The sequence below is a fragment of the Methylocystis sp. Se48 genome, assembly GCF_056269425.1.
In genome coordinates this window covers 2,571,786-2,594,404 of the sequence record NZ_CM149850.1, presented here as the reverse complement: position 1 = coordinate 2,594,404, position 22,619 = coordinate 2,571,786, and the positions used below count along the sequence as shown (strand labels likewise).

Here is a 22,619-nt window from a genome sequence, read left to right as displayed (position 1 = left end):
TGATTGACGCGCATGATCGCCGTCACGCCCGCCGGATCGCTGCCAGTCCGATGGCGAGGCTCGCCGCCAGCATCAGCGCCGCGATGAAAAACCCCGCGCCCGCAAACATGCCGGCGGAAAGCGAGAGCGCAAAGACCTGTGAGAAAAACAGCGGGCCGAACATGCCGGAGACGCCGCGCAGGCTGCCGATCGCGCCTTGCAGACGGCCCTGTTCGGAGGCGCCGGCGAGGCGCGTCGCGAGGCCCTGGAACGAGGGATTCGCCATGCCCCATAGCGCGATGAGCGGCGGCGCCGCCATGAAGACCGTTCCCGTCGGCGCGAAGGCGTAGGCGAGGAGGCCGAGCGCGCCGCAGGAGAGCGCAATGGCGAGCGTGGTCTTTTCCCCGAGCCGCGCCACAGCGGGACGCACCAGCGCGCCCGAGACGACCGTCTGCGACACGCCGACGAGGGCCAGCGCCCAGCCGGTCGTGCTCGCGTCCCAGTGATAACGCTCCTGCGTGTAAAGAACGAACAGCGCCGGCATGGATTCATGCGCGAGGAAGGACAGGAACAGCCCCGCCGCGATCAGCGTCAGCGTCGGCTGGCTGCGCAGAAATTGGAGCGAGCCCAGCACATTGGCCGTGCGCCAGACGATCTTCGGCGTGCGCTTCTCTGGCGCGAGCGACTCGGGGAGAATGAAATAGCCGTAGAGCGCGTTGGCGAGGCTGAAGGCCGCGGCCGCCCAGAAGGGGAAACGCAGGTCGTAATCTCCCAGCGCGCCGCCGATGGCGGGGCCCAGAATGAAGCCTAGTCCGAAGGCCGCGCCGATGAGGCCGAAACGGCCCGCGCGCTTTTCGGGCGGCGTGATGTCGCTGATATAGGCGTTGGCGGTGGAGACGCTCGCCGCCGTCGCGCCGGAGATCAGCCGGCCGACGAAGAGAAAGGGCAGGGACGGCGCCAGCGCCATGAAGACGTAATCGAACCCGAGGCCGAGATTCGACATCAGGACCACGGGACGGCGGCCGAAATGATCCGACAGGGCGCCAAGCGCCGGCTGAAACAGGAACTGCATCGCCGCCCAGGAAAAGCCGAAGACGCCCACGATGCGCGCGGCGGAGCGCAGGTCGCCGCCCTCGAATTCCGCGATGAGCTTCGGCAGCACGGGAATGATGACGCCCAGCGCCAGCATGTCGAGCGCGACGGTGATGAGAATAAAGAGAAACGCCGCCTGTCGTCGGGGCTGGAGCGCGGTGGTCATGGGCGGCCTTGCGGTTGAAGATTCGGCCCCTCCGATAGCGGCAACGGGAGGGCGCGGCAAGGCTCGGAGGACTGGCGCCTGATATTGAAGGGGCTAAAATTATTTTTCACCTGTTGCCGAAATGCGACACGAATCAGTTATTTCCAGGATGCGTCTGTGGCATTCAAACCACAGTCTTTAACCTGATGGCTGTCACATTGCAGCTGCCTTCCGCTTTGTCACAGCTCTGTCATTTGGCGACGGTTTCACTCCCGCACGGAAGTTAACCACGGGGGTTCCCAGATGAAGTTAGGAGTAGGACGGACCGCTCTCGCCGTCGCGGGATTGGGTCTTCTCGCCGGGGCGGTCGCCTCGCCAGCCGCGGCGGACACCGCGGCCGAAATTCGCGCGCTGCGCGCACGCCTCGAGAAGCTGGAGCGTGCGGAAGCGCAAGCAAAAAGAGAAGCGAAAGAGCGCGCCGCGGCCGAGAAGGCTTCCGCCCAGCACGCGTCCGCGGGCGGGCAGGCGGCCGCATCCTCGCCGCCGGCGCCGAAGCATTGGTACGAGCGCATCAGCCTGCGCGGCTACACACAGATGCGTTACAACGACATTCTGCAGGCTGGGCCTTATTACAATGATGTCGCCTCTCCCGGCGACCGTTCGGTCGGGCCCCGTCAGAACTTCCTGATCCGCCGTATGCGTCTCATCTTCAGCGGCGACGTCACGGACCACCTGTATCTTTATGTGCAGCCGGATCTGGCGTCGAACCCGTCGGGAACGTTCAGCAACTCGCCGTCGGTCGTCACCAATCCGCTTTACTTCTATTACAATAACCAGGTCGGCACCTATTCGAACTCCGCCGGCTATTTCGCGCAGCTGCGCGACGCCTACGCCGACATCTCGATCGACGAGAAGAAGGAATTCCGTTTCCGCGTCGGCCAATCGAAGATCCCCTACGGTTTCGAGAATATGCAGTCCTCGCAAAACCGTCTCGCGCTAGACCGCGCCGACGCGATCAACAGCTGCTGCCGCGACGAGCGCGACTTGGGCATCTTCTTCTATTACGCGCCCGAGCATATGCGTCATCTCTTCAGGGATCTCGTGAAGAACAACCTGAAGGGCTCGGGCGACTACGGAATGCTCGCCCTCGGCGTATACAACGGTCAGGGCGCGAACCGCATCGAGCTCAACCGCAACACGCATATCGTCGCGCGCTTCACCTATCCTTACGTTTTCGAGAACGGCCAGATCGTCGAAGCGTCGATCCAGGGCTACACGGGCCGCTTCGTCCCGCAAACCTCGGCCATTACGCCGTCGCTCGGCATGGCGACCGCCTATGCCGGCTTCCGTCCGCCGGGACTTCTGCCGGGCTCCGGCTGGGTTCCGATCGTCGGCGCGCCGGGATACAACAATCTTGGCAATTTCAATCTCGGCACATGGCCGTCGGCGACGTCGGCGTGGGTTCCCGCCTGCGTCAACGGTTGTCAGGGCGTGAAGGATGAGCGCGTCGCCGTCACCGGCGTCCTCTATCCGCAGCCCTTCGGTCTGTCCGCCGAATGGAACTGGGGCCGCGGTCCCGTGCTCGATCCGACGCAGACCTATATCACTAGCGGCGGCCTGAACGGCGGCTATGTCCAGGCGACGTACAAATACGACGACACGATGTTCGGCCTCGGCACGATGTTCCCCTTCGTGAAGTGGCAATACTACAATGGCGGGTCTAAGTTCGAGGCGAACGCGCCGCTTCAGCGGCTGCACGAACTCGACGTCGGCCTCGAGTGGCAGCCGCTTCCCGAAGTCGAGCTTACGGCTGTGTATTCGCACATGAACCGCACCAATGTGCTGGCCGCGCCCTATCGCCAATTCTCGGCGGATCTGATGCGCTTCCAGCTTCAGTGGAACTACTGATCCAGCTGGCGGCTGGCGGATTTAAAGATGAAGGCGCTCCCGGTTTTCCGGGGGCGTCGTTTGTCGTTCTTGAAGGACAAGGTCAGGAATGTCGATACGAGACTGTAAGCTTGCATCGCTTGTTTTTGTGTTTTTGTGCGTTGCGGGATCGGCGCGCGCAGATGATTACGAGGCGGCGACCGATGCGACGCGACGGGGCGATTTCGCCTCCGCATTCAAGTTGCTTCGGCCGCTGGCCGAGAAGGGCGACACCCGCGCACAAGCCGAACTCGGCGCAATCTACGCGGCCGGAAAAGGCGCGCCGGCGGACCCGAAGGAAGCGTTGAAATGGACCAAGCTCGCGGCCGAACACGGTAATGCCGCAGCGCAGGCCAATCTCGGAACCATATATCTCGAAGGGCAGGGCGTCCCGCGCGACTACAAGGAAGCTATGAAGTGGAGCTTGCTCGCGGCCGGGCAGGGGGTCGCCGCCGCGCAGATGAATGTCGCAAGCATGTATTACGAAGGCGTCGGCGTGCCGCAGGATTTCAAGGAGGCTGCGCGATGGATTCGTCTCGCAGCGGAGCAGGGCGACGCGGAAGCGCAACTCAATCTCGGCGCGATTTACGCCATGGGCAACGGAGTCGTTCGCGATCCTGTTCGTAGCCATATGTGGACGAGGCTCGCGCTTGAGTCGCCGATGCTGTCGATGACGGAAGGCGAAAAAAAATCTGCCCGCGAGATGTCGGCGAAGCTTTTGTCGCCGGATGAACTCGCGAAGGCCGAGGCGATGGCAAAAAAATGCGTTGAGTCGAAATTCAAGACGTGCGACTAAACCTCAGAAAAGAAGATTAGTTTTTTCCTCCTTTTTGACGCCCTCGATCCGCTTCGGGGGAGCTCTTTTAGTTTTACCATTGTTCCGTCCCGATCTGTCGCTTTCGGGAGCGCTCGCGAGCTTCTGCTCTCGCGAGAGGCTGATCGACGAGGGTTGTTTCAGCCTCGTTCAGCCAAGTCCGCCGCCACGCCCCTTCGGCGCTGAGCTTTTCGCCCGATCATCGACCCTTTGACGGCGGGCGCGCTCAAAGGGCGGCAGGGGAGAAGCCTGCGACTGTTTCAGACCCTTCGAAAACTCCTGACTAGCGAACCAGGCCGGGAGGGCTCGGATGCGCGGAGGAGAATGGTCGGGGCATGTTTCACGTCTGTGTCTGGTCTGTTGATTATGTTTCTGAATAATGTCTAATATAATCTCATAATCAAAATATATATCTATAATGTTTCTATAATATTTCTGGTATGTGGAAGCGATTATGAATCAATGACTTGAATTTAGTGATTGGCGTCTTCTATATTTCAAAAATTATAGTGTTGCTGAATCGCAACTTTTGACAATTTAAACATGCTTTCGTTCAGCGAAGACTGTGTTTGTCACCATTATGTCACACAAGTTGCGTGAGTATGGGGTCGGCCTAATATTTAGGCGGTTTTGGACTTAGAGGCTGACAATGATGATGACGACGAAAAAATGGGCGGCGGCGGGAGTGGCCTTAGGCGCGCTGCTCTCCGCGACTGGCGCGGCCTGCGCCACTGCCAACCCCGCCGCCATCGAGGCGCGGTTGCGCGCTCTGGAGGCGGAAATCGCCAAGCTGCGCAAGGAGGCGCATGAGGCGAAGGCGCAGGCCGCCGCCGCGCAAAGCAAGGCCGCCAATGTCGCCAACGCCGCGCACGGCAAGGCGGACCCGCAAGCTCCGCCGCCTCCGCCGCCGGTTTTCGTCAGCTTCAAGAACGGCATTTTCGTCGAGACGGAGGACAAGGCATACAGCTTCAAGGTCGGCGGCCGCATCATGGTCGACGGCGGGGGCATCACCCAGCCGTTGAACGGCTTCTCCAGTCAGGTCGGCTTCCGCCAGATTCGTCTCGAGGTCGAGGGCAAGGCCGCGGCGATCTGGTTCTACAAGCTACAATACGATTTCGCCGGAACCGGTCAGATCACCGGCAACAATCAGGTGCTCGGCGGCATTCGCGATTTCTTCTTCGGCATCCAGCACCCGGCGATGACGTTGCCCTGGTCCAGGGATCCGATGTTCATCATGGTCGGCAACCAATTCGAGCCGTTCAGCATTGAGTCGTCATCGTCGTCGAAGTTCCGCCCGCTGATCGAGCGCGCCATGGCGGTGGAAGGCATCGCGCCGAGCCGCCACCTCGGCGTCTCGGTCGGCGCCTATGGAGACAACTGGACAGCACGTCTCGGCGTATTCTCGACGAGCCCCGAAGACGCTTCGATCAATCCGGCGCAGAATACGCCTGCCTCCTGGGGCGTTCCGAAGGCGGCGGGCTGGTCGTCCACCGGCGGCGCGCAATACGTCGACGTCTCGGGACGCATGACCTATGCGCCGATCAAGGACGAGCATGATCTGCTTCATATCGGCGTTTCGGGGCGGTACCACAGCCCTAATGACTCGACGGGTCTTTCGAACGACCGCGTGCTAAGGCTCGGCAACCGCCTGCGCTCGGAGGCCACGATTCTCGGACAGGGTCTGCTCGGGACGCCCGATCTTTCCTGCGGTTCCTATACGCTCGGCGGCTTCTTCGGCGGCATTCCGACCACCTCGGCCGCTGGCCATTGCGTGCGCGACGTCGTGTCCTACGGCGTCGAGGTCGCCGCCGCGCATGGCCCCTTCGACATGCAGGCGGAATACATCGCGACCGATTATCACCGGAACATGGACAAGATTCTCCAGGCGCGCGCCTCGGGGATTTACGCGCCCGGCGGCGCGAGCCAGCATTTCAGCGGCTATTACGTCTATGGCCATTACTGGCTGACGGGCGACGAGCGCGCCACGGCCTATTCGACCACCGACAAGGCCGGCGCCAATTTCTTCGAGCCAAAGATCAAGAATCCGGTGAGCGCCGGCGGCTTTGGCGCCTTCAGCCTCGTCGGCCGCTACAGCGCCATCAATCTGAACAGCGGGCCTTATTCAGGCTCGGGGCTCGCCAATATGATGGCCTGGGCCACCTTTGTTCAGCCCAATGCGATCAATCAGGCGATCATCGCAAATTCCGGCGTTTATGGCGGACGACAGGAGAATGTGACCGCCGGCTTCGACTGGTATCCGGACAGGGGCATCCATCTCCAGTTCAACTGGACGCACGTGCTGCACGTCTCGGCGCCGCTCAACGACTACAATCTCATTGGCTCGCCGATGCCGAGCCGGCAGGGGTTCTATTTCAACGGCGCGCATCCGGACCTCTTCGAGGCGCGCGCGCAGGTCTATTGGTGACCGTGTCCGCGACGCGAACCCCGCCGGCCGGAAGTCCGGCGGATCGCTCCCGCGCAAAACGCCGCATTGACCCTCGGTCGCGCTTCCTGTAGCAGAGAGACGCTGCGCCGCAGCATGAGGCGCTCCAGCCGCGTAGATCGGACCCCGCTTTTTGGGCCTCCGACCAGCTGTCGAGCCTCCCTACGCTCCAAACGACGGCCCGATACGCGGGGCAAGTCTCCCTTTTCGCCCTGATCGAACCGACCGCGCCTGCGTGATGGCCGCGGCGCGCGATCGCATATGAAAGACGCTATGACCAAATTTTCCGATCTCGGACTCTCCGAGATTCTTCTTCGCGCCCTCGCTCGCGAAGGCTACGAGACCCCCACCTCCATCCAATCCCAGTCGATTCCCTTCCTGTTGCAGGGCCGCGATCTTCTCGGCATCGCGCAGACCGGGACCGGCAAGACGGCCGCCTTCGCCCTGCCGATCCTGGAACGCCTCGCGACGGACCGGCGGCGCCCTGCGCCCTTCACAGCCCGCGCGCTGGTGCTGGCGCCGACGCGCGAACTCGCGGCGCAGATCGCCGACAGTTTCCGCGCCTACGGGCAGTTCATGCGTCCGAGCGTCGGCGTGATCGTCGGCGGCGTGTCGCATCGCCCGCAGATCGACATGCTGGCGCGCGGACTCGACGTGCTCGTCGCGACGCCGGGACGCCTGCTCGATCACATCGCCTCGGGCCGCTTCAGGCCGGCGGCGACCGAGGCGCTGGTGCTCGACGAAGCCGACCACATGCTCGATCTGGGCTTCATCGTCCCGATCCGCCAGATCGTCGCCAAGTTGCCGAAGAAGCGCCAGACGCTGCTCTTTTCGGCCACCATGCCCAAGGAAATCGCCGGCCTCGCGCAGGACATGCTGAACGACCCCGCGCAGGTCGCGGTGACGCCCGTGGCGACGACCGCCGAGCGGGTCGACCAGCACGTCTTCCTCGTTGACGGCGGCGCCAAGCGCGACATTCTCGTGGAACTGATGAACGGCGCGGAGATTTCGCGCGCCATCGTCTTCACGCGCACCAAACGCGGGGCGGATCGCGTGGCGCAGCATCTCGACGCGGCGGGCGTCGGGGCCGAGGCGATCCACGGCAACAAGAGCCAGAGCCAGCGCATCCGCGCGCTCGACAGTTTCCGTCGGGGTCGCACGCGCGTCCTCGTGGCGACCGACATCGCGGCGCGCGGCATCGACGTCGACGGCGTCTCGCATGTCGTGAACTTCGAGCTCCCGGAAGTGCCGGAGGCCTATGTCCATCGCATCGGCCGCACCGCCCGCGCCGGCGCCTCGGGCCGCGCGATTTCGCTGTGCGACAACGGCGAGCGCTCGCTGCTGCGCCAGATCGAGAAGCTGACGCGCCAGTCGATCCCCGTCACCGACCGCCGCAGCGCCGACCAGAGCCACGACGACGCCGAACCGCAGCGCCGTCCGCGGCGGGGCGCGAGCGGCGTGCGAAACGCGCCCAAGCATCCGCGCCGCGAGGCGCCGCATCGCGAGGGCCAGCGGCCGAACGACGGACAGCGCCCGAACGGCCCGCGTCCGGCGAGCGGTCAGCGCCCGCGCGCTCAGGGCGGCGCCGGCAATCGTCCTCAGCGGAGCCGGCAGCAGGCCTGATCAAACCGGCGCGGTCCTTCCCTCCCCCTTGCGGGGAGGGTTGGGCCGCTCCGGCGTCGATGCGCGGCGGGGGCGCTTCATGCGCGTTCCTTGCGTCCGCCCGCGCCCGCCTTAGATTGAGCGCGAGCCAAAGCGAGCGGCGCGCATGATCTACGATCTTCTCATCATCGGCGGCGGGATCAACGGCTGCGCCATCGCGCGCGACGCGGCGGGGCGGGGGCTGTCGGTCCGGCTTGTCGAGCAGAACGATCTTGCGAGCGGCGCGTCTTCCGCCTCCACGAAACTCATTCACGGCGGCCTGCGCTATCTCGAACTCTACGAGTTCCGTCTCGTGCACGAGGCGCTCGCCGAGCGGGAGCTGTTGCTCGCCGCCGCGCCCCACATCATCTGGCCGCTGAAATTTGTCCTGCCGCACGAAAAAGGCCTGCGCCCCGTGTGGATGCTGCGGCTCGGCCTCTTCCTCTACGATCATCTCGCGCGCCGCAAACGGCTCGAGGGTTCGCGCATGGTCTCGCTGAAGGGCAATGCGCTCGGCGCGCCCTTGCGGGAGAGCTATTCGGTCGGTTTCACTTACGCCGATTGCTGGGTGGAAGATTCCCGCCTCGTCGTCCTGAACGCGCTCGATGCGAAGGAGCGCGGCGCGACGATCGACGTCGGAGCCCGGCTCGCGCAGGCGCAGCGCGAAGGCGACAACTGGATCGCGACGCTCGAAGGCGGCGCGCGGATCGAGGCGCGCGCGCTGGTGAACGCCGCGGGGCCATGGGTCTCGGAGGTGATCGAGGGGGCGCTGCACGTTCATTCGCGCAAGCATGTGCGGCTGGTGAAAGGGTCGCATCTCGTCACGCGCAGACTTTATGACGGAGCCCACGCCTATATTCTTCAAAATCCGGACGGCCGCATCGTCTTCGCCATTCCTTACGAGCGCGATTTCACGCTCGTCGGCACCACGGACGTTCCTTATGACGGCGCGCCGGGAGCGGCGTCGATCAGCGACGCCGAGACCGATTACCTGCTCGACTCGATCAATCATTTCCTGCGCCGCGCCGTGACGCGCGCGGATGTCGTGTGGAGCTATTCTGGCCTTCGCCCGCTCTACGACGACGGCTCGCTGAACGCGTCGGTCGTGACGCGCGACTACGCCTTCGACCTCGACGCGCCGCAGGACGGCGCGCCCGCGCTCTCGGTCTTCGGCGGCAAGATCACCACGGCGCGCCGTCTCGCCGAACATGCGCTCGATGACTTGCGCGGCTTCTTGCCGCCGCATGGCGAAGCATGGACAGCGAATGCGGTCTTTCCCGGCGGGGAAATGGAGTTCGAGGCCTGTCTCGCGAAACTCAAGGCCGAGAAGCCGTTCCTCGACGACGCGCTCGCCCTGCGCCTCGCCCGCGCTTACGGGACGCGCGCCGTGCGCGTTCTCGATGGGGCGCGGTCGATGGCCGACCTCGGCCGCGATTTCGGCTGCGGGCTCACCGAAGCGGAAACGCGTTACCTCGTCGACAATGAATGGGCGCGGACCGCGGACGACATTTTGTGGCGGCGCTCGAAGCTGGGCCTGCATCTGAGCGCAGCCGAGCAGGCGGCGTTGCGGGATTGGTTGGGCGCCTGACGGCCCGCTGCTTTCGCGCGAGGAGAGGATTTCAGCCTGAGAGGGCCGCTTTTCCGTCCGTCACTGACCGCGCGCCTTCCATCGTCATTTTCGCGAGACCCGGCGCGGCGACGGCGACGTTCTTCGCGAAGAAATGCGACAGCGCTTCATAGCGCGCGGCGTTGTGGTCGCCGGCGCGGCGCGCGACTCTCGCGCCTTTTTCGAGCAGCGTGGCGCCGCGCGCGAGCGCGAAAAGACGCAGATAGGGCGTCGCGCCGGCGAGCGCCTCGGCCGGGGCCCGGGTCAGCGCCGCCGCGAGATAATTGCTTGCCTGCGCCAGCGCGTCGACCGCTTCGCCGATGGAAGCGTATTCGCTCTCTCGCGCGATCGCCCGCATGTCCGCAATCTCGCGGGTCAACGCAGCGCCGCCGGACATGGGCAATTTGCGCCCGACGAGATCCATGGCCTGAACGCCATTGGTTCCCTCGTAGATCGCGCAGATGCGCGCGTCGCGCATGAGCTGGGCGACGCCTGTTTCCTCTATGTAGCCCATGCCGCCATGAACCTGCACGGCGAGCGACGTCGCCTCGTTGGCGATGTCGGTCGAAAACGCCTTGGCGACAGGCGTGAGCAGACTTGCGCGCTCGGCCGCTTCCCGCGCGCGCGCCGCGTCCGCGTCGCGTTTCGCGCGGTCGAGCGCGGCCGCCGTCTCGAAACAGATCGCGCGCGCCGCCGCCGTGAGACTCGCCATGGTCAGCAACATGCGCGCGACGTCCGGATGCTCGATGATGGCGCTCGCGCCGGAGGCGCCGGGCGCGCGGCCCTGCTTGCGTTCGCGCGCATAGGCGAGCGCCGCCTGCGTCGCGCGCTCGGCGAGCGCGACGCCTTGAAGCCCGACGTTGAGGCGGGCGTTGTTCATCATGGTGAACATGCAGGCGAGTCCGTTGTTTTCCTCGCCGATGAGGAAGCCGATGGCGTCCTCGTAGATCATGATGCAGGTGGGCGAGCCGTGGATCCCCAGCTTGCGTTCGATTCCCGCGCAGCGCAGCGCATTGCGCCGCGTGAAGACGCCTGTTTCATCGGGCAGGAATTTAGGCGCGAGGAACAGCGAAATGCCTTTCACGCCCGCGGGCGCGTCGGGCAGGCGCGCGAGCACGAGATGCGCGATGTTGTCCGCGAGATCGTGCTCGCCATAGGTGATGAAAATCTTCTGGCCGGCGATGCGGTAGGAGCCGTCGGCGTTGCGCTCGGCGCGCGTGCGCAGCAGCGCGAGATCGGTGCCGGCCTGCGGCTCGGTCAGATTCATCGTCGCGGTCCATTCGCCGCTCACGATCCGGCGCAGATAGGTCTCCTTCAGCGCCGCGCTGGCGTGGGCCTCCATCGCTTCGATCGCCCCATGGCCCAGAAGCGGGCAGAGCGCGAAGGAAATGTTGGCGGCGTTCCAGATTTCCGTGCAGGCGGCGCTGAGCAGCGCGGGCAGGCCGAGCCCGCCATGGTCCGGACTCGCGGCGAGGGCGTTCCAGCCGCCTTCCTTCCATTTCGCATAGGCTTCCCGCCAGCCCGGCGGCGTGGTCACGGCGCCGTCGGCGAAGCGCGCGCCGATGCGGTCGCCCGCGCGGTCGAGCGGCAGCAATTGTTCCTGGGCGAATTTCGCCGCTTCCGCGAGCGTCTGTTCGGCGACCCCGCCGGAGAGATCCGCGAAAACCCCATCCGCTTCGGCTGCGCCGCCGCTCGCAGCGAGGCGAAGCGCAAAGATCAGGTCGGGGAGCGGCGCGCGATAGGTCATTTTCTTGATCCAGCGGAACGATTCGTCTTCGGAATTTAGCGCACGGCGCGCCCGGCGCGTATGTCCGCGCGATTTGCCGCAGAGGGGACGCGCCTTGCGGAAAGTTCGGGAAGACCCGAAAATAGGCCCGATCCTTCCTGTCAGACATCAAGAGACGACATGCCCCTTTACGCTTTTCGCTGCCAGAAATGCGCCCACGATTTCGAGACGCTCGCGCGATTCGAGGAGACGCCCGAGTGCCCTGCCTGTGGAAGCGGCCAGGTTGAGCGTCAACTGTCGCTGATCGCCAAGCCGGCCGCGGGCGGCGACGCGGGCGAAAGCTGCGCCGCCATGTCCGGCGGAACGCCCTGTCCGAGTTGCCCGGCGCTGGCGAATTGACGCCCGCCGAGGCCCTGCCCGGCGCGCGGCGCGTCGTCGTTCCCGCCAACGGACTGGACTTCGAGGTTTTCGAGGCGGGGGAGGGGGAGCGCCTTGCGTTGCTGCTTCACGGCTTTCCCGAGACCGCGGCGATGTGGCGCCATCTCGTCGCGCCGCTCGCGGCCAAGGGATACAGGGTCTGGGCGGTCAATCAGCGCGGCTACGGCGCCACCAGCCGGCCCGCAGGCAAGGAAAATTATTCTCTCGCGGCGCTGACGGGCGACATCGCCGCGCTCATCGACGCCTCCGGCGCGCGGTCAGCAACGCTCGTGGGACATGATTGGGGCGGCCTCGTCGGCTGGGTCTTCGCCATCCGCAAGTTGCGCCCGCTGGAGCGGCTGGTCTTCATCAATATTCCGCATCCGCTCTGCTTCCGTCGCGCCTTGAAAAGCGCCGAGCAGAAAAGAAAATCCTTCTATGTCGCCATGTTCCAGATGCCCTTCCTGCCGGATTGGCTGCTGTCCGCCGGCCGCGGGTTTCTGACTGGCGTTCTCATCCGCAAGGCGGCGGGGCGGCGCGACGCCATTCCGCAGGAGATTCTCGACCTTTACCGCGACAACGCCGCCGCGCCGGGCGCCGCGACGGCCATGCTCGACTGGTACCGGCAGGCGGCCCGCGACATTTTCGCGGCGACGGATCTCGCCGCGCCCGTCGAGCCGCCGACGCTGATCGTCTGGGGAACCGAGGATGTCGCGCTGGGAGAGGCGACGCTCGAGGGAACCGGGCGCTACGTCGCCGACCTGCGGATCGAGCGGTTGCCCGGCGTCAGCCATTTTTCGCCCGAGGACGCGCCGGAAGAGGTTTGGGCGCTTATAGATGATTTCCTTTGATCTCGGCTTTGGCGTGAATAAAGCGCGGGCGGGCGGTTTCGGCAGTTGACTTGACGCGCAGTCGTGAGATTGTTCCCGCTAGTCTGGACCCCGTCCGGAAAAGCCTATACGCGCGCGCTGCAGCGCGTTTACTTGCCCAATGGCCGAGGTTTTCGGCCCCCAGAAGGAGAACGATCCATTCGCAGGCCAATGAAGAGCACCGCGGCGCCGCAGAAGGAAGGCCCGCGCACCAATCGTGAAATTCGCGCGCGCGAAGTGCAGTTGATCGATTCCGAAGGCAAAAATCACGGCGTCGTTCAATTGCTGGACGCGCTTAACATGGCTGAGCAGGCCGGGCTCGATCTCGTCGAGATCGCGCCGAACTCCACGCCCCCCGTCTGCAAGATTCTCGATTACGGCCGCTTCCGTTTCGCGGAGCAGAAGAAAGCCGCCGAGGCGCGCAAGAAGCAGAAAGTGGTCGAGGTCAAGGAAATCAAGCTGCGTCCCGGCATCGACGAGCACGACTACGACGTGAAGATGAAAGCCGTGCGACGTTTCTTCGAGGAAGGCGACAAGGTCAAAGTGACCCTCCGCTTCCGCGGTCGCGAGATCGCGCATCAGGACATCGGCTACCGCCTGATGACCCGCGTGAAGGCCGAGACCGCCAACATGGCGAAGGTCGAGCTCGAGCCGTCCATGGAAGGCCGGCAAATGGTGATGGTTCTGGCGCCGCGCTGAGGCGTCTCGGCCGCCGGCAGGACCGGCGGCCCATTGGGAAAGGGGCTAGGCCTTGCCGGGGGTTCGCGTGGCGTCCTCGACTTTTTTTTCTCGGGCGGCCGCGGCGACGACGCTGGCCATGCTTCTGACGGGGGAGCCTGCCCATGCGCAGCTTGCGCTTCCCGGCGCCGTCGCGCCCACGCCCGAAGGAACCGTGACGAGCCCGTCCGGCGCCGCCAAGCCGAAGAAAAAGCGGGTGAGCGGCAGCGGCGCGATGGGCGAATCGAGCGGACACGCTGTCATGCCCAAGGCGCCGTCCGAGGATACGATCGTCGGCAAGCCGCTGAAGCTCGACGGGACAGGAAGCGCCATCGAGTTCGCGCATTCGGGAGCGGACTTGCAGGTCGCCAGGCTGACGCTCTCGGGCGACCGCCTCACGCGGTCGGGCGAGGAATGCCGCGTCGAAGTCTCTGGAATGCCGTTGAAACTGACGGCGCGCGACAGCGGCTCGGGCCTGCGTCGCTATCAGATCGACTTTCCGGCCTGCGCCTTCACGCTGGACGTCCTCGATGGGGCCATCCTCGTGACAAATGACGGCAAGGCCTGCGAGATCAAGGAGGCCGACTGCCGCGCCGATCCGAGCGGACTCTGGGGAATGGGCGACAATGAGTTCGACCCCAAGAAGGCGGAGGAAATGCTCGGCGCGCGCGCCAAGGTCGAGAAGACCGTGCGCGGCAACTTCCGCGCTCTTTACGACCGCAACAAAAAGGACAAGCTGGTCCGCGACTTCGTCGTGAAGGAACAGGCGGGATTCTCGTCCTGGCGCGAGGAAGTTTGCCGCTCCTACGCCAAGGAGTCGGAGTTCGGATATTGCGCCCTTCGCCTCACCGAGGCCCGCGCCATCGCGCTCGGGGCCCAGCTCGCGAGCGGCGTGAAACTGCCCGAAGGTTACGCGGAAGCCGCTGCGTCCGAGGAGGCCGCGAAGGCCGCCAAGGGAAAGAAGTAGCCCGGTCGTTTGCGACCGGCTTAATCCTCTCTTCAGACCTGATTCCTAAAGCTGTCCGCGATCCTCGATTCATTGGCGGGCGGCGACCGCATGGCTTCGGATAGTTTCCCCGACGACCTTGGTCGTTCTGCGCAACCTTTCGACGTGAGCTGGACGACGATCGGGCGTCTTGCCGAGGAGCGCGCGTCCTGGCGCGAACTCGCCGATTGCGCGATCGAGCCGAATCCGCTCTACGCTCCGAATGTCCTGATCGCCACGGAAAGGCATCTGCGCGGCGGAAAGCCCATTCCCGCCGTCGTCGTTCGCGACCCGGCGCGCGACGGCGCGCTCGCCGGTCTCGCGCCGGTCGAGGCGCTGGGCTGGCGCAACGGGTTTCCTGGGCGCGCCTGCGGACTCTTCGTCAATCCTTACACGACGCTGACCCATCCGTTGATCCGCCGCGACGGCGCCGTCGCGATCCTGCGCGCGATGCTGCGCTTTCTCGCGCATGAGGGGCAGGGCGCGGTGATCTTCGCGTTTCTGACCGAAAAGCGCGGCTTTTTCCGCGCACTCGACGACGCGGCCGGCGCCGAGGGCTACGCGCTCGCGCGCGTCGATGGCTTGAGCCGGCCGGCGATCGAGCTCGACCCCGGCGCGAGCGGCGAGCAATACGCGCGGGCCTATATGCGCAAGAACCGGCGCTCCAGTACGGAGCGCCGAATGCGCCGGCTCACCGATATCGGAACGGTCGGCTTTTCTGAAGCAATGGCGAACGGGCCGGGCGGGCGTGAGGCGCTCGAGGCGTTCCTGCGCCTCGAGAGCGCCGGCTGGAAGGGAGCGTCTGGCACGGCGCTTGCCTGCCGCGACGCGACCCGCGCTTTCGCGCTCGAGGCTTTCGGCGGCGCGGACGATGCGCCCCGCGTGCGTCTTCGCGCGCTCACCCTCGACGGCCGGCCGATCGCCATGGCGCTGGATCTCGAGTCGCAGGGCGTCGGCTACGCCTTCAAGGCCGCTTACGATCCTGCCTACGCCCGCCATGCGCCGGGGCTTGCGCTCGACGCGCGCACGGCCGCCAGCGTCGGCGGCGGCTTCGCCATCGAGCGGCTCGACTCTCTCGCGCAGGTCGAGATCGCGCAAGAGGGGGTCTGGCGCCAGCGGGAGCCGGTGGGGCGCTATGTCCTGAGCCTGTCGCGGGAAGCGTCTGCGGCGGAGACCCTCGCGCGCCGGATGCGCGCCGCCGCTGACGTCAAATCGCGCGCGAAGCTCGCTGCGGCGGGCGGCCGCGCCATCGTCCGCTCGGGGCTGCGCGCCGCGAAAGATTACCGTCTCGCTCTCGCGCTTCTCCTGATCGGCGCCAGCCTTCCGATGGCCTCGCTGCTGACGCAGCGCGGGGGATAAGGCGTCCCTACCCGGCCTTGCGGAGCAACATGCCGCGCGCGGGATCATAGGCGACGATCGCCGCGACGAGAAAAACGGCCGTATAGCCGCCGAGCGCGAGGAGCGACGTCCACTCTATCTTTTCATAAAAGGCGAAACGGATCAGCTCCACGGCGTGGGTGAACGGATTGACCGAGCAGACGTAATAAAGCCACGGGCTCGATTCCTTCACGCGCCATAGCGGATAAAGCGCCGAGGAGGCGAAGAACATCGGGAAGATGACGAAGTTCATCACCCCCGCGAAATTTTCGAGTTGCTTGATGAGCGACGACAGCAGCATGCCGAGCGCGCCGAGCATCAGGCCGGCGAGGGCGAGCGCGGGCAGCACGGTGAGATAGCCCCATTTGGTCGGCGGTTCGATCTCCCAGAACCAGGCGATGAACAGGAAGGCGTAGACCTGGAGAATGGACACGGCGACGCCTGCGAAAAGCTTGGCGCCGAGCAGGAACCAGCGCGGGAAGGGCGAGACGAGCAGCGTCCGCATATTGCCCATCTCGCGGTCGTAGACCATCGACAGCGACGACTGCATGCCGTTGAAGAGCTGGATCATCGCCATCAGGCCCGGCGCGATGTAGACCTCGTAGAGCACATAGGTTTCGTAGGGCGGGATGATCGAAATGCCGAGCACCTGCCGGAAGCCCGCGGCGAAGATGAAGAGCCAGACGAGCGGACGCACGAGGGCCGAGACGAAGCGCTCGCGCTGATGCAGGAAGCGCAGCCCCTCGCGCCACACGACGCCCCAGAGGCAGACGAGATATTGGCGCGGGGTAAAGCCCCTGCGGGAAACATCCATTGTCGCGCTCATGCCGAAAGTCGCTCCCCGCCGGCGCCTGTGACCTTGGCGAAGGCCGCTCCGATATTCGCTGCGTCATTCGCCGCGACGAGCTCGCGCGCCGTTCCCGTCACCAGCACCCTGCCCTGATGGAGGATGACGACCTGATCATCGTCCTCGATCTCGTCGATGAGATGTGTTGTCCACAACACGCCGAGTCCCTCATCGCGCGCCAGGCCGCGCACATGGGCGAGGAGATCGGCGCGGGCCTTGATGTCGAGGCCGACGGTCGGTTCGTCGAGCAGCAGCAGCTTCGGCCCGTGCAGCAGGGCGCGGGCGATTTCGACGCGGCGCATCTGGCCGCCCGACAGCGCGCGGGCCTTGTCGTTTGCGCGCTCGGCGAGTCCCGCGCGCGTCAGCGCGTCGAGACCAAGCCGCCGCGCGTCGAGCGGACCTATGCCATGCAGCGCCGCGTGATAGACGAGGTTCTGCATCAGGCTCAATTCGAGGTCGAGCGTGCGCGCCTGAAAGACGACGCCGAGTTTGCGCAAGGCCGCGCTGGGCTCGCGCATCACATTCGCGCCGAAAATGTCGATCTCGCCCTCACGCGCCGCGTAAAGACGGGTAACGAGCGAGAACAGCGTGCTCTTGCCTGCGCCGTTGAGGCCGAGCAACACGGTGAAGCTGCCCGGCGCGACGCTGAAAGACACGTCGTCGAGCGCCTTGCGCGTCCCGTAGGAGTGGCTGAGGCCCCGTATCGAAAGCGCTGGCGTTTCATTCATTTCGGGGCCACCACGACGCCCCAGGGGAAGGAGCCCACGGGAATCGACTTCACAACTTTGAGATTGGCGACGTCGATCACCGACACGTCGTTCGACACGCCATTGGCGGTGAGCAAATACTTTTCGTCCGGCGTGAAGGCGAGATGCCAGACGCGCTGGCCGACGAGCAGATATTTCTCGATCTTCTTCGATTCCGCGTCGATCACCGCCACGCGATTGGCGGGGCCGAGCGCGACGAAAGCGCGTTTGCCGTCGCGGGTGAAGGAGATGCCGATCGGCTGGATCGCCTCCTTCGACATCGCCGGAATCTCGAAGCTGATCTTCTGCTTCAGCACGCGCTTGACCGGGTCGATGACTGCGACCGTGCCGCCGACTTCCGACGACACCCAGAGCTCCGAACCGTCCTTCTTGAATTCCGCGAAACGCGGGCGGGCGTCGACGAGAATATTGGCGACGATCTCCTTCGTCTGCGTATCGATCAAATGCGCCATATTCGTCGTTTCCGACGTGTTGACGAGCAGCTTGCCGTCGGGGCTCACCGCCATGCCTTCCGGCTCGACCCCGACGGGAATGTCGCCGATCTGCTCCTTGCGCTTCACGTCGATGAGCGTGACGAGATTGTCGTTCTCGTTCGAAACGAAGATCGTGTCGCCGCCGGGCGAGAGCGCGAGAAGCTCGGGGTCAGGGCCGGAGGGCAGCTTGCTGGTGAGCTTCAAGGTTTTGGTGTCGAGCACCTGAATGGCGTCGTCGTCTCCGGCGCAGATGTAAAGTTCGGACCCGTCCTTGTTCAGCTCGATCCCGCGCGGGCGACGGCCCACTTTCACCGTCGCCGTCGCTTCGAGCTTGTCAGTGTCGATGACGGTGATGGAGTTGCCCTTCTCATTGCTGACATAGGCCGTATAGGCGAGGGCGGGTGAGACGAGGCAGGCGGCGAACAGCGCCGTTGCGACAGCGCGAGCGCCCCGGCCTTCCGCGCGGCCGCGATGAGAGGAGGCGCCGGCAAAGAACTTGTTCATTTCAACCTGCATTTGGTTTCGGGCTGATCCAGCCCCAGCGTGTCGAGTTCGCTCACCTGATGCAGGAAGCCCTCCTGCGGCGAGACGGAGACGGTCATGCGTCCGTCGGAAAGAAGGATCGGCTGACGCAATTGCTGGTTCCACGGACGCAGCGTCTGGCGCACGCCCTTGAAGGCGGCGATCGAGAAATCCTTGCCGAGCATGAAATCGCGCACCTTATCGGGCGCATTGGAATTGGTCCGCGTCGCGGCTTCGCCGATCATGCGCATGGCCAGCCAGGCGTTGTTGTCGCGCGCATTCATCGGGCGGCGGAACGCCGCCATGAAGCGGTTCTGCAATTGATGCGCGCCCCATTGCTCGTGAGCGGGATCCCAGTTCGTCGGATAGAGCCCCGCAGAGCCCGCGACGGGGCGCGGATCCCATGTGCGATAGGGGAGATAGCCCGCAAAGACATCGCTTTCGTCCGCGGCGACGAGCGCGTCATAGGCGGGCGCGTTTTGCGTCAGAACGGGCATCTGGCGCTGCGTCTGAACGGAGCCGGAGTCGCTGCGCCGTCCGCCGCCCGTGTCCTCGTAGACCCGCTCCTCGACGATCTTCGCGCCGAATTTTTTCGCCGCGTGGCGATAGGCCTGCGCCAGCAATTCGTCGTTGGGATGCGAGCCTTTGATCAGCAGCCATTTGCGCCACTGCTTCCACACCAGATATTGCGCGAGGGCGTCGGCAAGCATCGCGCGCGACGGCGCAACATGTACGACATTGGCGCGGCAATCTTCCTCGCGCAGGCGTTCGTCCGGAGCGGAGACGTTGAAGAGCAGGGCGCCCTTGTCCTTCGCGCGTTCGGCGGCGACGAGGAGGCGATCCGGCCCGAGATCGGCGATGATCAACATCGCGCCCTTGTCGATGAGCGCGTCGACGGACGCCGGAACGTCGGCGCCCTCGTCGAGCTTCTCGTCTATCGCCTCGAATGTCTGATTGGTGAATTTGCCGGTAGTGTTGTTGTCGGCGGCGCCCAGCAGCGCGCCTGCGATCGTGTCGTCGCCGGCGGGTATGTCGAGGATGGAGAGGGTCTCGCGCGAGTGTTGCTCGCGCAGCACGCCGACCTTGACGTTCAGCGCGTCCGCGGCCGCGGGCGCGGCGGCGCAAAGAAGAACAAGAACGGCGGCGAGGCTTTTCATGGGCCCCTAAATGGCCGCTTTGGCGCGCGGGATCAAGTCGCCGACCCCGCGCGCCGACCTCATTTATCGGGTCACGCGCAGCAGCGACTTGCCCTGCTTCGAGGCGAATTCCTTTTCGTCGAGCGTGCCGTCATTGTCCGGGTCGGCGGCCTTGAAGAGCGACTCGACCGCGGCGAGGAATTCATTTTTGTCGAGCGTGCCGTCGTTGTCGGGATCGGCGGCCTTGAATTCCTTCTTCGACAGGCGGCCCTGAAGCTCCTTGGGCTCGATCGTGCCGTCCGCGTCCTTTTCAAGCCGGTCGAACAGCGCTTCCGCGGATTTCTTCAGTTCGTTGAAGTCGACCGTGCCGTCGTTGTCTGTGTCGAGCGCCGCCACGGGGGGCGCCTTTTTGGCGAGGGCGGGGGTCGCCGGCCCCGCCGCCAGCGCGGCGATGGTGAGAGCGGCGGCGAGAAAGGTCTTGTTCATGTCAGCTCCAGTTCGGGAACAACGCCTGTAGGATATAGGATGATTTCCGCCGTTGCGATAAGGCCTGGCCGCGACAAAAAAAGGCGGCCCCGAGGGGCCGCCAGTTCATGTCGAGCTCATGCAAGCGGGCAAGTCAGTATGTCACCTTGACGCCGCCGAAGGCGCCGATCGGCGGGCCGAGCGAAACCATGCGCGGATTGTTGAAGGTCAGAAAGGAAATGTCGCCCGTGTCGAACCAAGAGCCGAAGCTGCGGGCGCGCGTATTGGTGACGTTTTCCAGCAGGCCATAGACCTCAACATTCGGCGTGATCTGATAGGAGGTGCGCAGATTCAGCACGCCATAGGAGGGCAGGCGGCCGCCGATGTTGATCTCGTCGCCGAACAGGAAGCCGCCTGCGGCGTAATGCACGTCGGCGCCCACGCGCCATTGCGGCGTCACGGCGTAGTCGGCGCCCGCCTTGAAGCGATGCGGCGCGACCGAGGAGAGATTGGCGCCCGGCGTCACCACGATGAAGCCCGTCCCATAGAGCTGGGCCAGCGGATTGTCCGGCGCGCCCAGCGCGAAGGTCGACCGGAAGGTCGCGTTCACCATCGTGTAATTGGCGTAAGCCTGGAGCCGCTCGTCCGTGTAGCGCAGCGACACTTCCACGCCCTCGCGTCGCGTCGAACCGGCGTTGGTGAAATAGCCGCGGCCGTTGATCGTGCTGGGAACAGCGAGAATGTCGTTGAAATTGTTGGTGCGATAGACGCCCGCGCTCCACGCAAGCTGGCCCGGCAGATAGCCGCCGGCGTTGGGGAAGATGGCCGGCATTTCGACATTGCCGCGCAGGCCGAATTCGGTCGTGTTCGATTCGACCTGCTTGAGCGGCGGGTCGGCCACGAGGAAGGTGTCGATGAGACAGGGGCGGGCCGGATCGGCGCAGCCGAGCTCCAGCGGCGTCGGCGCGCGATTGGCCTCTGAGTAGCTGGCGTAAGCGAAAGTATTCGGCAGCACCTCGTAAGTAGCGCCCGCCACCGGATTGATTCGCGTATAGACGTCCGCGCCGTTGAGCGCCGTGCCGCGCAGATCGTAGAGCGCGATGCCCGCGCGGTTGAAACGCGCGCCTGCGGTTATTTTCAGCCGGTCGGTCACGTCGAGCGTGTCGAGCGCATAGACGCCGAGATAGGTGTTGGAGGCGCGAACATTGACGCTGGCGATGCCGCTCGCCTGTTCCTCGGTGATATGGCCGATGCCGCCGACGGCGAGATTGGGCTGAATGATTCCCAATTCCTGATTGGCCTGGAAGCCCGACCAGCCCTTGTCGATGCTGGCGCCGACGGTGATCTTGTTGTGAAAGCCGAAATAGCGGTCGTCGTTCGTCGCCTGAACGGTTCCGCCGATGGTGCGCGAGCGCGTCCAGGTGCGGTCGATGGCGCCGAGCGGAACCTGGCCGTCGAAATAATTCGGGATCGTGGTTTCATCGCCGTTGTCGTTCTCGCAGACGGGCTCGCCCGGCTCGCATTCGAACTCGGTCGTATTGCCGTCGACGCGCGCCTGATCGAAAGCGCGATAATGCACGTCGCCGAAGAGCTTCCAGCTCGGCGTCGGCGTATAGACGCCGTTGAGGTCGAACATGGAAAGGGTGTTCTTGAGAGTCTGCGGCGTCGTATAGACCGCGCTCTGGTCAACCGCCGCCAGTTCGACCGGCGCCGGACCCGAGGCGCCCGCCTTGTTGCCGGCGAGCGTCGCATTCGCATGGACCTCGAGCCCCTCGGAGCCTCGCCAGCCGATGTCGCCGTAAAGGCGCTTGATGTTCGTGCCGGAGAATTGGCGATATCCCTTGTCGCCCAGCGCCTCCAGGGCGAGATAGGCCGCGAAGTCGCCCTTCTGCACGCCATATTGCATGGCGCCCTGACGGCGGTTGAAGCTGCCGCCGCGCCCGTCGATCTCGAAGCCCTGATAGGTGAAGCCGTTCTTCATATCGAGGACCACCGCGCCGCCGATGGCGTTGAGGCCGAAGAGCGGGTTGCCGGTGACGATGGTGGAGCGGTCGATGGCGATATTGGGGATCATGTCCCAGTAGACGTTGTCGCCCCAGGCCTCGTTGATGCGCACGCCGTTCTGATAGACGGCGAGGCCCTGCGGCGTGCCGGCGACCGGCGAGGCGGCGAAGCCGCGGAAATTGACCTGCGGCTGCAGGGGATTGCCGTTCACGTCGGTGACGTCGACGCCCGGCGCCTGACGCAGAAGGTTGTTGACGAGATCGAAGGCGCGCGTGTTCTGCAACTCCTTGGCGTCGAGCGTGTAGGTGGCGGAGGGAACCGCATATTTCACGTCGACGCGAGTGGAGGCCGGGGCGGCCGGCGCGCCCGTCGCGGGAGCGGCGGGCGCGGGCGTTGCGCTCGCGGAGGAACGACCTGGCGCCGGACGGGCGGGGGCGGCCTGAGCCGGCGCCGGGGTTGCGCGCGGCGCCGAGCGGAGCGGCGCGCCGCCCACTTCGATTGTCGGCAATGTCTGCTGGGCGGCGGCGGCGCCCGAGGAGAGCGCGGCGGCGAGCGCCAGGAAAGAAACTTGCTTTTTGGAAGTCATGTCTCCAGCCCGGTAGGTTTAGGCGTCCTTGTCGGACCGACTTATATCGTTATCGAAGGCTTTCCGTCTCCGCGGGACGGGT

18 protein-coding genes are annotated in these 22,619 nt (G+C 65.1%); 10 read left to right on the top strand and 8 right to left on the bottom strand.

Annotated features, from left to right (window positions below; translation table 11 throughout):
* Positions 1-22: 22 nt before the first annotated feature.
* A complete protein-coding gene (locus ACV959_RS12745) occupies positions 23-1,237 on the bottom strand; it encodes a TCR/Tet family MFS transporter (protein ID WP_475736962.1) in 1,215 nt (404 codons plus the stop codon).
* 282 nt (positions 1,238-1,519) lie between these two features.
* Between ACV959_RS12745 and ACV959_RS12740 the strand changes: the two genes are divergently transcribed.
* From ACV959_RS12740 to glpD, 5 genes are all read left to right on the top strand, one after another.
* Complete coding sequence (locus ACV959_RS12740) at positions 1,520-3,124, top strand: porin (RefSeq protein ID WP_475736961.1); 1,605 nt, start codon at positions 1,520-1,522, stop codon at positions 3,122-3,124.
* An 88-nt stretch (positions 3,125-3,212) separates the two neighbouring features.
* A complete protein-coding gene (locus tag ACV959_RS12735; RefSeq protein ID WP_475736960.1) occupies positions 3,213-3,938 on the top strand; it encodes a tetratricopeptide repeat protein in 726 nt (241 codons plus the stop codon).
* Positions 3,939-4,605: 667 nt separating this feature from the next.
* A complete protein-coding gene (locus ACV959_RS12730) occupies positions 4,606-6,381 on the top strand; it encodes an OprO/OprP family phosphate-selective porin (protein WP_475736959.1) in 1,776 nt (591 codons plus the stop codon).
* Between the two features lie 291 nt (positions 6,382-6,672).
* The gene (locus tag ACV959_RS12725) at positions 6,673-8,022 is read left to right on the top strand and encodes a DEAD/DEAH box helicase (protein WP_475736958.1); all 1,350 of its coding nucleotides are present in this window, start codon (positions 6,673-6,675) and stop codon (positions 8,020-8,022) included.
* Positions 8,023-8,167: 145 nt separating this feature from the next.
* Positions 8,168-9,628: a glycerol-3-phosphate dehydrogenase gene (glpD, locus tag ACV959_RS12720; RefSeq protein ID WP_475736957.1), complete on the top strand. Its 1,461-nt coding sequence runs from the start codon at positions 8,168-8,170 to the stop codon at positions 9,626-9,628.
* A gap of 31 nt (positions 9,629-9,659) precedes the next feature.
* Here glpD and ACV959_RS12715 read toward each other — a convergent pair whose 3' ends face one another.
* A complete protein-coding gene (locus ACV959_RS12715; RefSeq protein WP_475736956.1) occupies positions 9,660-11,393 on the bottom strand; it encodes an acyl-CoA dehydrogenase in 1,734 nt (577 codons plus the stop codon).
* A gap of 159 nt (positions 11,394-11,552) precedes the next feature.
* On the opposite strand from ACV959_RS12715, the gene ACV959_RS12710 reads away from it, so the two are divergent.
* The 5 genes from ACV959_RS12710 to ACV959_RS12690 all read left to right on the top strand — a co-directional run bounded on the left by ACV959_RS12710 (position 11,553) and on the right by ACV959_RS12690 (position 15,719).
* A complete protein-coding gene (locus tag ACV959_RS12710; protein ID WP_475736955.1) occupies positions 11,553-11,771 on the top strand; it encodes an FmdB family zinc ribbon protein in 219 nt (72 codons plus the stop codon).
* Positions 11,768-12,640 carry an alpha/beta fold hydrolase gene (locus ACV959_RS12705; protein WP_475736954.1) on the top strand — a complete coding sequence of 291 codons (873 nt, stop codon included), beginning with the start codon at positions 11,768-11,770 and terminating at the stop codon, positions 12,638-12,640. Before ACV959_RS12710 ends, ACV959_RS12705 begins: the two co-directional genes overlap by 4 nt.
* A 189-nt stretch (positions 12,641-12,829) precedes the next feature.
* Entirely contained in the window at positions 12,830-13,357 is a 528-nt protein-coding gene (infC, locus tag ACV959_RS12700) for a translation initiation factor IF-3 (protein WP_475736953.1), read from the top strand.
* A gap of 118 nt (positions 13,358-13,475) precedes the next feature.
* The gene (locus ACV959_RS12695) at positions 13,476-14,342 is read left to right on the top strand and encodes a hypothetical protein (RefSeq protein ID WP_475736952.1); all 867 of its coding nucleotides are present in this window, start codon (positions 13,476-13,478) and stop codon (positions 14,340-14,342) included.
* Between the two features lie 90 nt (positions 14,343-14,432).
* Complete coding sequence (locus tag ACV959_RS12690) at positions 14,433-15,719, top strand: GNAT family N-acetyltransferase (protein WP_475736951.1); 1,287 nt, start codon at positions 14,433-14,435, stop codon at positions 15,717-15,719.
* A gap of 7 nt (positions 15,720-15,726) precedes the next feature.
* Here ACV959_RS12690 and ACV959_RS12685 read toward each other — a convergent pair whose 3' ends face one another.
* The 6 genes from ACV959_RS12685 to ACV959_RS12660 form a co-directional block, all read right to left on the bottom strand.
* Positions 15,727-16,563, bottom strand: coding sequence for an ABC transporter permease (locus tag ACV959_RS12685; protein WP_475736950.1), 837 nt, complete (start codon positions 16,561-16,563; stop codon positions 15,727-15,729).
* Positions 16,560-17,312 (bottom strand): ABC transporter ATP-binding protein, encoded by a 753-nt coding sequence (locus tag ACV959_RS12680; RefSeq protein WP_475736949.1) that lies wholly within the window; start codon positions 17,310-17,312, stop codon positions 16,560-16,562. Before ACV959_RS12680 ends, ACV959_RS12685 begins: the two co-directional genes overlap by 4 nt.
* Positions 17,309-18,328, bottom strand: a complete 1,020-nt coding sequence (locus ACV959_RS12675; RefSeq protein ID WP_475736948.1) for a YVTN family beta-propeller repeat protein — start codon at positions 18,326-18,328, stop codon at positions 17,309-17,311. The genes ACV959_RS12680 and ACV959_RS12675 overlap by 4 nt, the downstream gene beginning before the upstream one ends.
* Positions 18,325-19,503, bottom strand: coding sequence for an ABC transporter substrate-binding protein (locus ACV959_RS12670; protein WP_475736947.1), 1,179 nt, complete (start codon positions 19,501-19,503; stop codon positions 18,325-18,327). Before ACV959_RS12670 ends, ACV959_RS12675 begins: the two co-directional genes overlap by 4 nt.
* A gap of 63 nt (positions 19,504-19,566) precedes the next feature.
* Positions 19,567-19,968 carry an EF-hand domain-containing protein gene (locus ACV959_RS12665; RefSeq protein WP_475736946.1) on the bottom strand — a complete coding sequence of 134 codons (402 nt, stop codon included), beginning with the start codon at positions 19,966-19,968 and terminating at the stop codon, positions 19,567-19,569.
* A gap of 133 nt (positions 19,969-20,101) precedes the next feature.
* A complete protein-coding gene (locus ACV959_RS12660; RefSeq protein WP_475736945.1) occupies positions 20,102-22,537 on the bottom strand; it encodes a TonB-dependent receptor in 2,436 nt (811 codons plus the stop codon).
* Between the last annotated feature and the right edge of the window lie 82 nt (positions 22,538-22,619).

What these genes read in the sequence shown, in the direction of transcription:
- glpD (WP_475736957.1), top strand. Translation starts at nt 8,168, where the DNA reads ATGATCTACGATCTTCTCATCATCGGCGGCGGGATCAACGGCTGCGCC.
- ACV959_RS12730 (WP_475736959.1), top strand. Translation starts at nt 4,606, where the DNA reads ATGATGATGACGACGAAAAAATGGGCGGCGGCGGGAGTGGCCTTAGGC.
- ACV959_RS12680 (WP_475736949.1), bottom strand. Translation starts at nt 17,312, where the DNA reads ATGAATGAAACGCCAGCGCTTTCGATACGGGGCCTCAGCCACTCCTAC.
- ACV959_RS12740 (WP_475736961.1), top strand. Translation starts at nt 1,520, where the DNA reads ATGAAGTTAGGAGTAGGACGGACCGCTCTCGCCGTCGCGGGATTGGGT.
- ACV959_RS12675 (WP_475736948.1), bottom strand. Translation starts at nt 18,328, where the DNA reads ATGAACAAGTTCTTTGCCGGCGCCTCCTCTCATCGCGGCCGCGCGGAA.
- ACV959_RS12715 (WP_475736956.1), bottom strand. Translation starts at nt 11,393, where the DNA reads ATGACCTATCGCGCGCCGCTCCCCGACCTGATCTTTGCGCTTCGCCTC.
- ACV959_RS12695 (WP_475736952.1), top strand. Translation starts at nt 13,476, where the DNA reads ATGCTTCTGACGGGGGAGCCTGCCCATGCGCAGCTTGCGCTTCCCGGC.
- ACV959_RS12665 (WP_475736946.1), bottom strand. Translation starts at nt 19,968, where the DNA reads ATGAACAAGACCTTTCTCGCCGCCGCTCTCACCATCGCCGCGCTGGCG.
- ACV959_RS12690 (WP_475736951.1), top strand. Translation starts at nt 14,433, where the DNA reads ATGGCTTCGGATAGTTTCCCCGACGACCTTGGTCGTTCTGCGCAACCT.
- ACV959_RS12685 (WP_475736950.1), bottom strand. Translation starts at nt 16,563, where the DNA reads ATGAGCGCGACAATGGATGTTTCCCGCAGGGGCTTTACCCCGCGCCAA.
- ACV959_RS12735 (WP_475736960.1), top strand. Translation starts at nt 3,213, where the DNA reads ATGTCGATACGAGACTGTAAGCTTGCATCGCTTGTTTTTGTGTTTTTG.
- ACV959_RS12725 (WP_475736958.1), top strand. Translation starts at nt 6,673, where the DNA reads ATGACCAAATTTTCCGATCTCGGACTCTCCGAGATTCTTCTTCGCGCC.
- infC (WP_475736953.1), top strand. Translation starts at nt 12,830, where the DNA reads ATGAAGAGCACCGCGGCGCCGCAGAAGGAAGGCCCGCGCACCAATCGT.
- ACV959_RS12745 (WP_475736962.1), bottom strand. Translation starts at nt 1,237, where the DNA reads ATGACCACCGCGCTCCAGCCCCGACGACAGGCGGCGTTTCTCTTTATT.
- ACV959_RS12660 (WP_475736945.1), bottom strand. Translation starts at nt 22,537, where the DNA reads ATGACTTCCAAAAAGCAAGTTTCTTTCCTGGCGCTCGCCGCCGCGCTC.
- ACV959_RS12670 (WP_475736947.1), bottom strand. Translation starts at nt 19,503, where the DNA reads ATGAAAAGCCTCGCCGCCGTTCTTGTTCTTCTTTGCGCCGCCGCGCCC.
- ACV959_RS12710 (WP_475736955.1), top strand. Translation starts at nt 11,553, where the DNA reads ATGCCCCTTTACGCTTTTCGCTGCCAGAAATGCGCCCACGATTTCGAG.